Genomic DNA, 15,039 nt, shown 5'->3' on the forward strand with positions numbered 1-15,039 from the left:
CGCCCCTCTTCAGGCCAAGCCGTACCGGCCGGGCTTGATCGACTCGGGTTCTTGGAAGTCGGGCGATCAAGCTGCCGACGACACCCCGGGTTTCTGGAAACGGAGTCGATCATCAGGAGTGCGGGCCGTGGACGACGAACGGGTCCCGGCCATCAGGCCGGGACCCGTTCGTCAGGTGCTGTTGGTCAGTTGCCGCCGTTGGGGGCACCGTGGCAGCGCTTGTACTTGCGACCCGAGCCGCACGGGCACGGCGCGTTGCGGGACGGACCGTTGCTCGCGTCCGCCTGGTTCGGCGCCGGGCGACGGGAGCCGGCCGTCGGGAGCGCCGGCCCACGAAGTCCGGCCGCCGGTCGCTGCGGCGCGGACGGGGCGGTCTGCCCCGGTGCCGCCGGAACATTCGGGGACGGGCGGCCCACACCGAGCGCCGGAGCCTGCTGCTCGGCCTGCTCGACGGCGACCGCGCCAGGGCTGGCCTCACCGTCGATGGTGGGGGCGGAGTATTGCAGGCCCTGCCGCCGAGGCGGCTGGTTGAGGCCCTTGGCACGAATCTCGACCGGCTTGTCGAGCAGGGTGACCTCGTCGGCCCCCTCCTCCGGCTCCGGTTCGGTCACCTGGACGTCGATGTTGTAAAGGAAGCCGACGGTCTCTTCCTTGATGCCGTCCATCATGGTGGCGAACATGTCGAATCCCTCGCGCTGGTATTCCACCACCGGGTCGCGCTGGGCGTACGCCCGGAGGTTGATGCCCTCCTGGAGGTAGTCCATCTCGTAGAGGTGCTCGCGCCACTTCCGGTCGATGACCTGGAGCAGCACCATGCGCTCGAGCTGGCGTACGCCCTCGGTGCCGAGCTGCTCCTCGCGCCGGTCGTACGCGGCGTTCGCGTCGTCCTTGAGTCGGGCGACCAGGAAGTCGGCGTCCATGCCGGCCCGCGAGCCGCCGGCCTCCTCCTCCAACTCCTCGATCGTCACGCCGACCGGGTAGAGCTGCTTCAGGCTGGACCAGAGCTGCTCGAGATCCCAGTCTTCGCCGTAGCCGTCGGCGGTGGCTCCCCGCACGTACGCCTCGACGGTGTCGTCGATCATGTTGCGGACCTGGTCGGACAGGTCTTCGCCGTTGAGCACCCGGAGTCGCTCGGCGTAGACGACCTGGCGCTGCTTGTTGAGCACCTCGTCGTACTTGAGGACGTTCTTGCGGATCTCGGCGTTCTGGCCCTCGATCTGGGCCTGGGCGCTCTTGATCTGCCGGGTGACCATCTTCGACTCGATGGGCACGTCCTCCGGGATGTTGAAGCGCTCCATCACGGCCTCGACCGCACCGGCCCGGAACCGTCGCATCAGCTCGTCCTGGAGGGACAGGTAGAAGCGGGATTCGCCCGGGTCGCCCTGCCGGCCGGCACGACCGCGCAGCTGGTTGTCGATCCGGCGGGACTCGTGCCGCTCGGTGCCCAGCACGTACAGGCCACCGGCTGCGGAGACCTCCTCCGCCTCGGCGTCGCAGGCCTGCTTCCACGTGGGAAGGACCTCTTCCATCGCCTTGGCGTACTCTTCCTCGTTTTCCAACGGGTCGAGGCCGCGCTGGCGCAGCTCGTTGGCGGCGAGGAACTCGGCGTTGCCGCCGAGGAGGATGTCGGTGCCACGGCCGGCCATGTTGGTGGCGACGGTGACGGCGCCCTTACGCCCGGCCTGGGCGACGATCTCGGCCTCCCGGGCGTGGAACTTGGCGTTCAGCACGTTGTGCGGGATGCCGCGCCGGCGCAGCAACTGGGAGAGGATCTCGGAGTTTTCCACCGAGACGGTGCCGACCAGCACCGGCTGACCCATCTGGTGCCGCTCGGCGATGTCCTCGATGACGGCGTTGAACTTGGCCTTCTCCGTCTTGTAGATGACGTCGGGCCGGTCCTCGCGGACCATCGGGCGGTGCGTCGGGATGGTCACGACGCCGACCTTGTAGACCTTGTTGAACTCGCCGGCCTCGGTCTGCGCCGTACCGGTCATCCCGGACAGCTTCTCGTAGAGGCGGAAGTAGTTCTGGAGGGTGATGGTGGCCAGGGTCTGGTTCTCCTGCTTGATCTCCACCCCCTCCTTGGCCTCGATCGCCTGGTGCATGCCCTCGTTGTAGCGGCGGCCGTGCAGGATGCGACCGGTGAACTCGTCGACGATCAGGACCTCACCGTCGTTGACGATGTAGTCCTTGTCGCGCTTGTAGAGCTCCTTGGCCTTGATGGCGTTGTTGAGGTAGCCGACCAGCGGGGTGTTGACCGACTCGTAGAGGTTGTCGATGCCGAGCCGGTCCTCGACCTTGGCGACACCGCGCTCGGTCACCGCGATGGTGCGCTTGGAGTGGTCGACCTCGTAGTCGCCCTCGCCGTCGGTGCCGGGCTGGAGCCGGGCCACGACGCCGGCGAACTCGCCGTACCAGCGGGCGGAGTGCTCGGCCGGGCCGGAGATGATCAGCGGGGTGCGGGCCTCGTCGATGAGGATGGAGTCGACCTCGTCGACCACCGCGAAGTTGTGCCCGCGCTGCACCAGCTCGTCCTTCGACCAGGCCATGTTGTCGCGCAGGTAGTCGAAGCCGAACTCGTTGTTGGTGCCGTACGTGATGTCGCACTCGTACGCGGCACGGTGCTCGGTGGCCGGCCGGTTGGGCAGCACCACGCCGACGGTCAGCCCGAGGAACTCGTGCACCCGGCCCATCCACGCGGCGTCACGCTGGGCGAGGTAGTCGTTGACCGTGATCACGTGCACGCCCTTGCCGGACAGCGCGTTGAGGTAGACGGCCATGACCGAGGTCAGCGTCTTGCCCTCACCGGTCTTCATCTCGGCGATGTTGCCGAAGTGCAGTGCCGCGCCGCCCATCACCTGGACGTCGTACGGCCGCTGACCCAGCACCCGGGCGGACGCCTCGCGGGCCACCGCGAACGCCTCCGGCAGGAGGTCGTCGAGGGTCTCCCCGTCGGCGAGCCGTTCCCGGAACTGCTCGGTCATGCTGGCCAGTTCCTCGTCGCTGAGGTTGACGTAGTCGTCCTCGATCGAGTTGACGGCGGCGGCGATGGCCTTCAGCCGGCGCACCATGCGGCCCTCGCCTGCGCGAAGGACCTTTTCCAGAATCGACACGGATCAACGCTCCCCTAGACGGTCTCGAACCATCGTAGGCGCTCCATCGGCGTGATGGTCACTGGTAGCGGCGGTCCATTACGCCGAACCCGACATAACTCACGTAGCAGGTACGCCGGGGACGTTATCCGGTTACGCCGTCGGCGAACGTTGCGGCACGATGCACGAGTGGAGCCCGTAGAGATCATCGAGGACGGCGTGCTGCTGCGGCCCTGGCGGGAGGCCGACGCCGAGGCCGTGCACCGCGCCTGCCAGGACCCGGACATCCAGCGCTGGACGACAGTGCCGCGCCCGTACCGGCCGGAACACGCGCTCGGTTTCGTCACCGAGGTGACCGGACGGGCCTGGGCGGAGGGCAGCGGCGCTCCGTTCGCGGTCTGCGACCCGGCGACCGGTGACCTGCTCGGCTCCTGCGGTTTGATCTCCATCGACCAGGCCGGCACCGGTGAGATCGGCTACTGGACCGCCCCGTGGGCGCGGGGCCGGGGGGTGATGGTCCGGGCCACCCGGGCGGTGGCCCGCTGGTCCTTCGACGGCCTGGGGCTGCGCCGGTTGATCTGGCAGGCCGAGGTGGGCAACCACGCCTCCCGGCTGGTGGCGCTGCGGGCTGGTTTCCGGGTCGACGGCCGGCTGCGGCTGGCCGACCCGGCGCCGCACGGCACTGCGGACGGCTGGATCGGCTCCCTGCTGCCCGGTGAGGTGCCCGCGCCGGGTTCGACCGGGCCGGCCGGTCCGGGCACCCTGGCCGCCCGGCGGGCCGCCGTCTTCGGCCGCCCGCAGCCCGTCCTGTTCGCCTCCGCCGCGGCCGGCGAGCTGCGGCTGCGTCCCATGGAGGAGCAGGACCTGGACGCCGTGGTGCGGACCTGCCAGGACCCGGAGAGCATCCGCTGGACCACGGTGCCGGACCCGTACGACCGAACCGACGCGCAGGGTTACCTGGCGTACGGCCGGCACGCCTGGGCGCGGGGGGACGCCGCCTGTTTCGTGATCGCCGACCCCGACGACCAGTACGTGGGCACCATCGACCTTCGACTCTCCGCCGGTGACCCGCTGCTGGCGGACGTGGGGTTCATGACCGCCCCGGAGGCCCGTGGCCGGGGATACCTGCCGGCCGCGCTGGTCGCGCTCAGCGCCTGGGGTTTCAGCACGGTGGGCCTGGCCCGCATCGAGTGGCGGGCGAACGTCGGCAACACCTCCTCCCGCCGGGCGGCGGAGAAGGCGGGCTTCACCGTCGAGGGGACCGCCCGGGGTGGGGTGCAGCACCGGGGCGAGCGCGTCGACGTGTGGGTGGGCGCGCTGCTCGCCAAGGACCTGGCGTGAGCTTCGAGCAGGTCGTGGAGGCGCACGGGGTGCGACTGCGGCCGTTCCGCACCGAGGACGTCCCCGACATCGTCGACGGCCTGGCCGATCCGGTCAGCCAACGGTTCATGACCGGCCCGCCGAATCCGTACACCGAGGCCGACGCCCGTTGGTGGATCGACGTCGGGGCCCCGGCGGTCTGGACCGGCGGCGGCGCGGCGTACGCCGTCGCGGACCCGACCACGGACCGGCTGCTGGGCATGGCGACGCTGAACAATCCGTCGCCGGCCCGAGGACAGGCCGGGATCGGATATTGGGTACGACCCGCGGCGCGCGGGCGCGGGGTCGCCACGGCGGGTACCCGCGCGCTGAGTGACCACGCGATCGCCGCCGGAACAGCCCGCCTGGAGTTGCTGACCCACCCGGAGAACACGCCGAGCCAGCGGGTCGCGCTGGCCGCCGGCTTCCGCTACGAGGGATCGCGCCGGTCGGCCGCCATCGCCCGCGGCGGGGGTCGGCACGATCTGCTGGCCTGGGTACGCCTCGCCGACGATCCGCCCGGCCCGGTCGCCCGACTGCTGCCCGACCTGCCCGACGGGGTGCTCACCGATCAGGTGGTGGCGCTGCGGCGACTCGCGCCGGGCGACGCGGAGCTGATGTACCGGCTGCACAGCCGACCCGAGGTGGTGGCGAACCAGGCGCCACCGGTGCCGCCGACGCGGGAGGCGATCGAGCGGCGCTGCCGTCTCGCGGAGAGCGGATGGTTGACCGGCGAGATCGCCCGACTGCTGATCACCGACGTGTCCAGCGGGGAGCCGGTGGGCAGTTGCGGGCTGTCGTACACCGACGTGGCCGGCGGCGAGGCGTCGGTGGGCTACGCCCTGTTGCCCGACTGGCGTGGCCGGGGGTACGCGACGCGGGCCGTCCGGCTGCTCGCGGCCTGGGCGTTCGGCGCGGTCGGCGTCGCCCGGCTGGCCGCCGGCACGGTGCCGGACAACATCGCGTCGCACCGGGTGCTGAAGCGGGTCGGTTTCCACGGTGAGGGCCTACAGCGCGGTCGCCTGCCGGGCCTCGACGGCACCCGTCTGGACGATCTGACCTTCGCGCTGCTCCCCGGCGACCTGCGATGACGGATCACCGGGCCGTGGTGGGCGAACCCGCACCACGACCCGGTGACGTCGCGGTCAGGTGGCGAGGGAGATGATGCCGTAGTCGTAGGCGTGTCGCCGGTAGACGACGCTGGGGCGGCCGGACTCCTTGTCCTGGAACAGGTAGAAGTCGTGCCCGACCAGTTCCATCTCGAACAGCGCGTCGTCGATGGTCATCGGCTCCGCCGGGTGCACCTTCTCCCGGGCGATGTGCCACGGCTGCTGGTCGTCCTGCTCCTCCTCGACCCGCTCCGCGACGGCGGTGCCGGCGCGGGCACCGTCTGCCGGCGCGCTCAGCGCGGGGGCCACCAGGTCCGCGACGGGCAGGCCCGCGGTGGCCTCGGCGACGGAGATCGGCGTTTGCCGACCCCGGTGTACGCGGCGACGGTCGGCCGCGCGGCGCAGCCGGGTGTCGAGCTTGGCGATGGCCGCGTCGAGCGCGCTGTAGAAGTCGTTCGTGCAGGCCTCGGCCCGAATGACCGGGCCCCGGGAGACGCAGGTGATCTCCACCCGCTGGCAGTGGTCGGCTTGGCGCGGATTGCGCTCGTGAAACAGCTCGACATCGACACGAATAAGCTTGTGGTCGTAGCGTTCGATCTTTGCGAGTTTCTCGGCTACGTGTACCCGGTAATGGTCCGGCACTTCGACGTTTCGGCCCTTGACCACGATGTCCACGTGACCTCCCTTGTTCGGACGGTCTTCGATCCGGTTAGCCCGGTCGCGCGCCGTGGGGAGACCCGCTGGCGTCGACCGGTTGGTACGGCTACGCCTCCTCTCACCGCCAGGGGCGGGTGGGAAGACCTCCTACCCCCGACAGCGAAACGCTAACTCCTGTTCGCTCGACAGTCACCCCATGTTGCCGAGACAGCCCAGGATTTTTCGCAGCTCGTACACCAATGGGTGAAACGGAAACACGATCGGTTACGAGTGGTGTCTTTTCTCGGTCGCCGCGAGCACCGCGGCCACACTGGGTGCCCACCCGGTGGCGGTCAGCACCCGGGCTGCGGCGGCCAGGGTGACGCCGGTGGTGACGATGTCGTCGAGCAGCACCACGACCGGTGCCCCGCTCGCGGCTCGGCCCCGGTCCGGCGCGGTGGAGCGCGGCCGGAACGCCGCTTCGGCCGCCGCCGCCCGACCGGTGCTGTCCAGGGTGACCGAGTCGGGTCGGGGCAGCGCGCGCAGCGGACGGTGCACCCGCACCGCCCAGCCGCTGCGGGCGAGACGGGCAGCGCAGTGCCGGGCCAGCCGGTCCAGGTGGTCCCCGTACCGGGATCGGGCCGCTGCCGCCGTGTCCGGGACCGGGACCAGCGCCAGCGGCCCGGAGTCGCCGACCGCCGCCGCGACGACCTCCGCGAGCAGCGCGCCGAGGGGACGGGCCAGCCCGTGCCGGCCGTGTTCCTTGTACGCCAGCAGCGCCTCGCGCAGCGGGCCGGCGTACGGGCCGAGCGCGACACAGGGCGGCAGGCCCGGTGGGGCGGGTGTGGGCCGTACCGACAGTGGACGCAGCGCCTCCAGCGCGGTGACGCACGCCGGGCAGACCCCGTGCCGCAGGCCGGGCCGCCGCTCCCGACAGCCCGCGCAGGTGGTGGGCAGAACCAGGTCGGCGAGGTCCGCCCAGAGCCCGCTCACCGTGTCAGTAGAGGAAGAACGGGGCCGACGGGTTGCTCGGGCGGACACCGGCCGGCACGGGGGCGATGTCCCGCACGCGCTCGGGTTCGATCCGCTCGAACGGGCTGCTCCGGTAGGCCACCCCGTTCGCCTCGTACATGTAGGCCCCGCTGGGTGCCCGCACGGTCCGGTTGGTCGGGTACGCCGTCAGGTGGTTGACCTTGGCTCCCACGTCGGTCCGCAGCGGTGTCTCCAGGGCGCCGTCGACGCTGATCTCGTAGATCGCCTGCTGACCCGCCGACCCAGCCACCACCAGCCGGTCCTCCCGGCCCCAGTCGACCGCCGTGAGACCGGTCAGCGAGGTGGCCAGTTGCCGGGGCGGCCCGATCGAGACCCCGCCGCCGTCGAGGTTGACCGCGGCGACGTAGAGTCGCCCGCCCGCGATCAGCGCGACGCGCTGGCCGTCCAGCGCGGCGGCCACCGCTGTGACGTTGCCGGAGGGCAGGTTGAGCGGCACCTGGTACATGCGGGCCGCCTCGTCGAACCGGTAGAGCTGCCCGTCGGCCACCACCAGGCCGCGACCGGCCCGGGTGTCGGCGGTACGCAACCAGACCGGCCGGCTCATGGAGGTGTGCTCCGTGTCGCTGTGGCTGACGCCGGTGACCGGGGCGGAACCCGTGCCGACCGACAGACGGTACCGGCCGTTGCTGCTGCCGGTGATGATCATCGCGGCGAGGATCCGCCGGTCCTTGGCCACGGCGAGGTCGGCGGAGACGATGTTGCGGTTCACCTCGGGCGCCAGCGGCACCGTCCCGCTGAGTTCGCCCTGGAAGTCGAGCGGGTGGATGGCGCCCTCGTACACGCCGAACCGCTGCGGGCTGTCGGCGTTCGGGTAGAGCTGTTGGGCGGTGCGTCGCTCGTCCAGGTCCTGCACGGGCTGCGAGTTGTTGCGGATCTTCAACTCCAGTTCGCCGGTCAGGTCACCGAGCGACCAGGCGAGTTGGGTGATCAGCTGGTCGATCCCGTTCCGGTCGTCACCGGACATGTCGAGGTTGACCTCCCACCGGCTGTCCGCGCCGGTGGCGTTGTTGATCAGTTCGGTGCGGTCGGGCAGCCCGACGACACCCGGACGCAACCAGTCGGAAGGCCCTCCGACCAGCCACTTCACCACCTCGTTGACCCGGCGCTCGCTGGGCACCGCCAGCGGCCGGTAGCGCTGGTCCGGCACCAGCCGACTGCGGTCGGAACTCCAGAAGTAGATCGACTCGTCCTGGTAGTACTGCTTGAGGGCGACGTCGCTGAGCAGCAGCACGTTCGGCGGGTCGACGACGTAGAGGCCGGCACGCTCGTCGTTGGCACCGCCGTCGAGCGCCGCGCTCCGGAGCCGGAACTCGTACTCGGTCTCGGTCGCGACGGGTGGGGCCAGCACGCCGTTGGCCCGCAGCACACCGATCTGCTGCACCGTGATCTTCACGGTGGTGGTGTTGTCGCTGTTCAGGGTGTAGACCGCCTCGCGCAGCCGGACCACGTTCAGCGCGACCTCGCTGCCCTTCCTGTCCTGCAGGCGGGACTTGGACTCCGGGGCGACGAACGCCTTGACCCGCTCGTACGCCCGGTCCGGCTCACCCGCGGCGGCGGACAGGAAGTTGCGCACGAACACCTCGTTGTCGCTGCCACTGGATGTCCGCTTCGGCGGCTCGCCACTGCGCAGGTCGACCACACCGGCTCCGGTCGCGGCACCGCCCTTGCCGTCCACCCGCACGTCGGAGCCGGCCGGGATGCCACAGCCGGCACCCAGCAGCACCACCACCCCGAGTGCTCCGAGCAGAGACTGTCGTTTCACGAGGGCACCTCCGCCCGCTGCGCGTCCCCGGCCTGGGTGGAGCCACCGGCCGACTCCCCACCCGGGCCGCCGGCCGGCCCTCCGTCCGGGCCGCCCGCCGACGTTCCGCCGCTGCCGGGGCCGATCGCCAGGACACCACCGGCGCCGGGGCCGATGGCCAGCGGGCCACCGTCGCGGGGGCCGCCGAAGGGCAGCGCGGCGTCGGCCGGCACCAGTCGCAGCGGCGAGGTGGTCAGCCGGTCACCGGCGCGGGCCGGCAGGGTGAGCCGGAACTGTGCGCCCTGCCCGGGAGCTCCCCACGCCTCCAGCCAACCGCCGTGCAGCCGGGCGTCCTCCAGGCTGATCGACAGGCCCAGCCCGGTGCCACCGGTCTGCCGGGCCCGGGACGGGTCCGCCCGCCAGAACCGGTTGAACACCAACTTCTCCTCGCCCACCTTGAGCCCCACCCCACGGTCGCGGACGGTGATCGCCACGGCGGTCTCGTCGACGCCGAGAGTGATCAGCACCGGACGGGCCTCGCCGTGCTCGACCGCGTTGCCGACCAGATTGCGCAGGACCCGCTCGACCCGGCGCGGGTCGACCTCGGCGATCACCGGTGCGCTCGGCAGGTCGAGTTCGATCGGGACGCCCACCCGCTCGGCCAGCCCAGCCAGCCGGTCGACCACCCGGTGCACCACCGGCACCAGGTCGGTCGGCTCGGAATCCAACATGGCGAAGCCCGCGTCGAATCGACTGATCTCCAACAGGTCGGTGAGCAGCTCCTCGAACCGGTCCAACTCGGCCTGGAGCAGCTCGGCGCTGCGGGCCACCGCCGGGTCGAACTCGTCGCGCTCGGCGAAGATCAGGTCAGCGGCCATCCGGACGGTGGTCAGCGGCGTACGCAGCTCGTGCGACACGTCGGAGGTGAAGCGGCGCTGCAACCGGGACATCTCCTCCAGGCGCAGGATCTGCCGTTGCAGGTTGGTGGCCATCTGGTTGAACGAGGCGGCCAGCAGGGCGAGGTCGTCCTCGCCGTTGACCACCATCCGCTGGTCGAGCAGGCCGGCGGAGAGCCGCTGGGCGGTGCGCGCGGCGACCCGGACCGGGTTGACCACCAGGCGGGTGACCAGCGCCGCGAGCAGCCCGAGCAGGATCACCAGGGCGACACCGGTGGCCACCACCGTGGCCCGGGCGTCGGCGGCGGTGACGTCCTGCCGCGTCAACGGCACCAGGTAGTAGATCTCGATCTGGCCGAAGCGGGTGGGCACCGGTGAGCCGTACACCAGGTATTTGGTCGTCTCGCCGGTGAGCCGCCCGGTGCGGATCTGGCTGGCCACCTTGCCGTCGGCGATCGCGGCCCGCAGCTCCGGGCTGATCAGCGGCCGGACGTTCGCGGCGGGCGCGGTGCGCGTCTGGATCTGGTCGGGGTAGCCGTTGGCCGTGATCGCCACCACCACCCCGCTGGTCTGCTGCGGGTCGCCACCGGCGAGGTAGTTGACGGTGTCGTCGATGGTCTCCTGGAGCTGCGCCTCCTGCGGCTGGCCGTAGAGCGAGACCTGCTTGGTGGCGTAGCTGGCGCCGCTGGTCACCCGTTGCCGGACGTCGCTGCGGGCGTTGTCCAGCAGGATGGTGGTGATCTTGTCAGCGATCAGGAACGCGAAACCGCCGACCAGCAGACTGGACGCGACGAGCGTGATGGTGACGACCCGGACCTGTAGCGAGCGGCGCCAGGTCTGGTGCACCCGGGCCACCAACCGGGCGACCCGGCCGCTCACCGCACGCCAGACCTCCCCGCCGGCGCTGGGCCGGCGGGCAGCCGTGCTCGGGGAGGGTGTGGGCGGCGAGGTCGACACAGTGCGACCAGGCTATCCGGTCCCCGCCTTGTAACCCACGCCCCGCACGGTGAGGATGATTTCCGGGCGCTCCGGGTCCGGTTCGATCTTGGCCCGCAACCGTTGCACGTGAACGTTGACCAGCCGGGTGTCGGCAGCGTGCCGGTAACCCCAGACCTGCTCCAGCAGCACCTCGCGGGTGAAGACCTGCCGGGGCTTGCGAGCGAGCGCGACCAGCAGGTCGAACTCCAGCGGCGTGAGCTTCACCTCCTCGTCGTTGCGACTGACGGTGTGCGCCGGCACGTCGATGGAGATCTGGTTGTCGGGCGGCCCGATGGTCAACATCTCCGGGGCCACGTCCTCGCCTCGGCGCAGGCGGGCCCGCATCCGGGCGACCAGCTCCTTGGGCTTGAACGGCTTGACCACGTAGTCGTCGGCACCGGACTCCAGGCCGAGCACGACGTCCACGGTGTCGCTCTTGGCGGTGAGCATGACGATCGGCACGCCGGATTCGCCCCGGATCGACCGGGCAACATCGATACCGCTCATTCCGGGCAACATCAGGTCAAGCAGCACGATATCGGGACGACTGTCACGGAATGCGGCCAACGCCCGCTCGCCGTCCGCCACGAACGAGGGCAGGAAACCCTCACTACGCAGCACGATGCCGAGCATCTCGGCGAGCGCGGGGTCGTCGTCGACCACCAGTACGCGGGCTCTCATGGGATTAATATTGCATCCTCATTCAGTTCGGTGGGACCGGCGTCTGCCCGGCTGTCACATGATCCCCCGTGAACGACGCCCGGCGCCACCGCAACCCCGGCCGTTTCCGTCCCCAGTCGGACGTCGGTCAGCCGACGACGAGAATGCCGACCACCGGGGTGGCTTCCAAGCCTTCCCGCCGGCCGATCAGACAGCCGACGACCAGCGGGGTGAGGCAGGCCTCCACCAATCTAGGGCACGCACGACACGCCCACTCAGCCCGTGACCAGTGTGTTGGCCCTCCGGGAGGCAGATCGCCCCCAGCCGCCTGTGGGAGGATCCCGCCGTGAAGGGATTCCTGCCGTGGCTGACGGTGCTGGCCGTGGTGCTGCTGCTCAGCGCGCTACGCATGCGGGCGCTCGCCACCATCGTGTCGGTCGGGTGGCTGGTCTGGTGCATCTGGACGTGGTTCCGCCCCACCCGGCGCGACCCCCGCTCCGGCTGAGCGGGCGGCGGGAACGACGAACCGGGCCGGCTGCGAACAGCCGACCCGGTCCGGAAATCGTCGATCAGTAGCGGTAGTGGTCCGGCTTGAACGGACCCTCCGGGGAGACGCCCAGGTAGGCGGCCTGCTCCTTGGTCAGCGTGCTCAGCTTGGCGCCGAGCGCGCCCAGGTGCAGCCGGGCCACCTTCTCGTCCAGGTGCTTGGGCAGCACGTAGACGCCGATCGGGTAGTCCTCGGTCTTGGTGAACAGCTCGATCTGGGCGATCGTCTGGTTGGCGAACGAGTTCGACATCACGAAGCTCGGGTGGCCGGTCGCGTTGCCCAGGTTCAGCAGGCGACCCTCGGAGAGCACGATGACGGCGTGACCGTCGGCGAAGCGCCACAGGTCGACCTGCGGCTTGATGTTGATCCGCTCGACGTCGGAACGCTTGGCCAGACCGGCCATGTCGATCTCGTTGTCGAAGTGGCCGATGTTGCCGACGATGGCCTGGTGCTTCATCCGGGCCATGTGCTCGTTGGTGATGACGTCGAAGCAGCCGGTGGCGGTGATGAAGATGTCCGCCTGCTCGACGACGTCGTCCAGGGTGGCGACCTGGTAGCCGTCCATCGCGGCCTGCAACGCGCAGATCGGGTCGACCTCGGTCACCACGACCCGGGCGCCCTGACCGCGCAGCGACTCGGCGCAGCCCTTGCCCACGTCGCCGTAGCCCATCACCACGGCCATCTTGCCGCCGATCAGGACGTCGGTGGCGCGGTTGATGCCGTCGATCAGCGAGTGCCGGCAGCCGTACTTGTTGTCGAACTTGCTCTTGGTCACCGAGTCGTTGACGTTGATGGCCGGGAAGAGCAGGGTGCCCGCCCGGTGCATCTCGTAGAGCCGGTGCACGCCCGTGGTGGTCTCCTCGGTCACGCCCTTGATACCGGCGGCGATCCGGGTCCACCGCTGGCCGTCCTCGGCGAGCGAGCGGTGCAGCAGCTCGAGGATGACGGCGTACTCCTCGGAGTCGGCCGACTCGACCGACGGAACCACCCCGGCCTTCTCGAACTCGGTGCCCTTGTGCACCAGGAGGGTGGCGTCACCGCCGTCGTCGAGGATCATGTTCGGGCCCTGCCCGTCCGGCCAGGCGAGCACCTGCTCGGTGCACCACCAGTATTCCGGGAGGGTCTCACCCTTCCACGCGTACACCGGGACGCCGGCTGGAGCCTCGGGCGTGCCGTCGGGGCCGACGACGATCGCCGCGGCGGCGTGGTCCTGGGTGGAGAAGATGTTGCACGACGCCCAGCGCACCTGCGCGCCGAGCGCGACGAGCGTCTCGATCAGGACGGCGGTCTGGATGGTCATGTGCAGCGAGCCGGTGATCCGCGCGCCGGCGAGCGGCTGCGCCTCGGCGAACTCTCGGCGAATCGCCATCAGGCCGGGCATCTCGTGCTCGGCGAGCTGGATCTCCTTACGCCCGAACTCCGCGAGCGACAGATCCGCCACCTTGAAGTCGCCGTCGGCGAGCGTGCTCGGCCGGGCCTCGGACGGCGTACCGCTGGCGGCCGCCGGGAGGGTGCTGGTCATGAAAGCTCCTGTCGAACGATGTCTGCGCCGACCCTCCACCTTACGCGCGTTGGCGACGGGCATCCGGGGGACCGGGTCGCGGACAGCGCACGGGACGGTCGGTGGTGGACGGACCAAGCCGCCCACGTCCCGCCCGCCCCGTGCATCCCCCCGGTTTGGTTCCCCCGCACGTTCTCGGACCGTCGTCGCGATAACGCTGCGTACTCATAGAGTCACACTCAGGCAAGAGCGCGTCAAGCTATTCCGGAAAAGTCGGACTTGTGTCGTGGCCGTGCGTCGTTCAGGTCAACCCCGACGTCGCCACGTACGCGTCCCCGACGCCGCTGATCCGCAGCGGCTCGCCGGCCGCCGTGCCGATCGCCGCCTGGCCGGACACCAGCGTCACCGCCCCGGCGCCATCGTCCACCGTGATCGAACCACCACCGCAGAGCACCACCCGAGGACCGGGCAGCGGCAGCGTGACGGTGGGCACAGCCGCGTCCACACGTACGTGGTGCAACGCGAAGTCGTCCACCGGCACCGGCCACCACTCCACACCCGGGCCCACCGGCTGCGCGGCGCGCACCGGATCGTCGAGCACCTCGAAGCGCAGCACCCGCAGCAACTCGTCGACGTCCACCCGCTTCGGGGTCAGACCACCGCGCAACACGTTGTCGCTGGCCGCCATGATCTCCACGCCGCAGCCACTCAGGTAGGCGTGCAGGTTGCCGGCCGGCATCCAGATCCCCTCCCCCGGGACCAGCCGCACGTGGTGCAACAGCAGCGCCACCAGCGCGCCCGGGTCCGCCGGGTACGCCTTGGCCAACCGGTGGACCAGCTCCGCGTCCGGACCGTCGGCGGGCGAGGCCAGCACGGAATCCAGCAACGCGGCGCGTTCGGCGACCGGCCAGCCGAGCAGCGTCCGCACCGCCGTCCGCAGCCCCGCCGGCCCGGTACGCAACGCGGCGACCACCGGCTCCAACTCCGGTACGCCGAACGCGGCGAGCGCCTCGGCCGACTCCGTCGGATCCCGGAAACCACACAGCGCCTCGAACGGGGTGAGCGCGACCAGCAACTCCGGCTTGTGGTGCGGATCGGAGTAGTTGCGTTCGCCCTCGGGGCGCCCCTCCTCCGCCGCATAACCGGCCCGGGCCTGTTCGGCGTCCGGGTGCGCCTGGAGGCTCAACGGCGCGTCGGCCGCGAGGACCTTGAGCAGGAACGGCAACCGGCTGCCGAACCGCTCGGACACCCGCTGGCCGAGCCACTGCCCCGGCTCGTCCCGCACCAGGTCACAGAGGCTGACCCGCAGGCCGGCACGCGTCACGCTGGCCGGGGCGCCCGGGTGGGCGCCCAACCACAGCTCGGCCTCCGGCCCCTCGCTGGGCACCGGCCGCCCCTGAAGGAGCGCGATGGCGGAACGGGAACCCCAGGCGTAGTCGCGGATCGGTCCGTACAACGGCTCCACGT

The 15,039-nt window shown here is 70.8% G+C and carries 11 protein-coding genes; 3 read left to right on the top strand and 8 right to left on the bottom strand.

Going from position 1 to position 15,039, the window contains the following annotated elements:
• Positions 1-185: 185 nt before the first annotated feature.
• Entirely contained in the window at positions 186-3,113 is a 2,928-nt protein-coding gene (gene secA, locus GA0070612_RS01210; RefSeq protein WP_088986224.1) for a preprotein translocase subunit SecA, read from the bottom strand.
• Between the two features lie 168 nt (positions 3,114-3,281).
• Here secA and GA0070612_RS01215 point away from each other — a divergent pair, with 168 nt between their 5' ends.
• Together GA0070612_RS01215 and GA0070612_RS01220 are read left to right on the top strand one after the other, a co-directional pair.
• Entirely contained in the window at positions 3,282-4,433 is a 1,152-nt protein-coding gene (locus tag GA0070612_RS01215) for a GNAT family N-acetyltransferase (protein ID WP_088986225.1), read from the top strand.
• On the top strand, positions 4,430-5,542 hold the full coding sequence (locus tag GA0070612_RS01220; protein ID WP_088986226.1) for a GNAT family N-acetyltransferase: 1,113 nt from the start codon (positions 4,430-4,432) through the stop codon (positions 5,540-5,542). The genes GA0070612_RS01215 and GA0070612_RS01220 overlap by 4 nt, the downstream gene beginning before the upstream one ends.
• Before the next feature lie 54 nt (positions 5,543-5,596).
• Here GA0070612_RS01220 and hpf read toward each other — a convergent pair whose 3' ends face one another.
• From hpf to mtrA, 5 genes are all read right to left on the bottom strand, one after another.
• Complete coding sequence (gene hpf, locus GA0070612_RS01225; protein WP_088986227.1) at positions 5,597-6,235, bottom strand: ribosome hibernation-promoting factor, HPF/YfiA family; 639 nt, start codon at positions 6,233-6,235, stop codon at positions 5,597-5,599.
• Positions 6,236-6,481: 246 nt separating this feature from the next.
• Positions 6,482-7,189, bottom strand: coding sequence for a ComF family protein (locus GA0070612_RS01230; protein WP_088986228.1), 708 nt, complete (start codon positions 7,187-7,189; stop codon positions 6,482-6,484).
• A 4-nt stretch (positions 7,190-7,193) separates the two neighbouring features.
• Positions 7,194-9,011, bottom strand: coding sequence for an LpqB family beta-propeller domain-containing protein (locus GA0070612_RS01235; RefSeq protein WP_088986229.1), 1,818 nt, complete (start codon positions 9,009-9,011; stop codon positions 7,194-7,196).
• A complete protein-coding gene (gene mtrB / locus GA0070612_RS01240) occupies positions 9,008-10,843 on the bottom strand; it encodes an MtrAB system histidine kinase MtrB (RefSeq protein ID WP_231924426.1) in 1,836 nt (611 codons plus the stop codon). Before mtrB ends, GA0070612_RS01235 begins: the two co-directional genes overlap by 4 nt.
• A gap of 12 nt (positions 10,844-10,855) precedes the next feature.
• Positions 10,856-11,545 carry an MtrAB system response regulator MtrA gene (mtrA, locus tag GA0070612_RS01245; RefSeq protein ID WP_088986230.1) on the bottom strand — a complete coding sequence of 230 codons (690 nt, stop codon included), beginning with the start codon at positions 11,543-11,545 and terminating at the stop codon, positions 10,856-10,858.
• 325 nt (positions 11,546-11,870) lie between these two features.
• On the opposite strand from mtrA, the gene GA0070612_RS31750 reads away from it, so the two are divergent.
• Positions 11,871-12,029 carry a hypothetical protein gene (locus GA0070612_RS31750; RefSeq protein ID WP_167393598.1) on the top strand — a complete coding sequence of 53 codons (159 nt, stop codon included), beginning with the start codon at positions 11,871-11,873 and terminating at the stop codon, positions 12,027-12,029.
• Between the two features lie 64 nt (positions 12,030-12,093).
• Here GA0070612_RS31750 and ahcY read toward each other — a convergent pair whose 3' ends face one another.
• Both ahcY and manA read right to left on the bottom strand, forming a co-directional pair.
• Positions 12,094-13,593: an adenosylhomocysteinase gene (gene ahcY, locus GA0070612_RS01250; protein ID WP_088986231.1), complete on the bottom strand. Its 1,500-nt coding sequence runs from the start codon at positions 13,591-13,593 to the stop codon at positions 12,094-12,096.
• A gap of 280 nt (positions 13,594-13,873) precedes the next feature.
• Positions 13,874-15,037, bottom strand: a complete 1,164-nt coding sequence (manA, locus tag GA0070612_RS01255) for a mannose-6-phosphate isomerase, class I (RefSeq protein WP_088986232.1) — start codon at positions 15,035-15,037, stop codon at positions 13,874-13,876.
• Positions 15,038-15,039: the final 2 nt, after the last annotated feature.

This window comes from Micromonospora chokoriensis, assembly GCF_900091505.1.
Lineage (GTDB): Bacteria > Actinomycetota > Actinomycetes > Mycobacteriales > Micromonosporaceae > Micromonospora > Micromonospora chokoriensis.

Excerpts from the sequence above, each read along its gene's own strand:
- mtrA (WP_088986230.1), bottom strand. The coding sequence starts at position 11,545 with ATGAGAGCCCGCGTACTGGTGGTCGACGACGACCCCGCGCTCGCCGAG.
- ahcY (WP_088986231.1), bottom strand. The coding sequence starts at position 13,593 with ATGACCAGCACCCTCCCGGCGGCCGCCAGCGGTACGCCGTCCGAGGCC.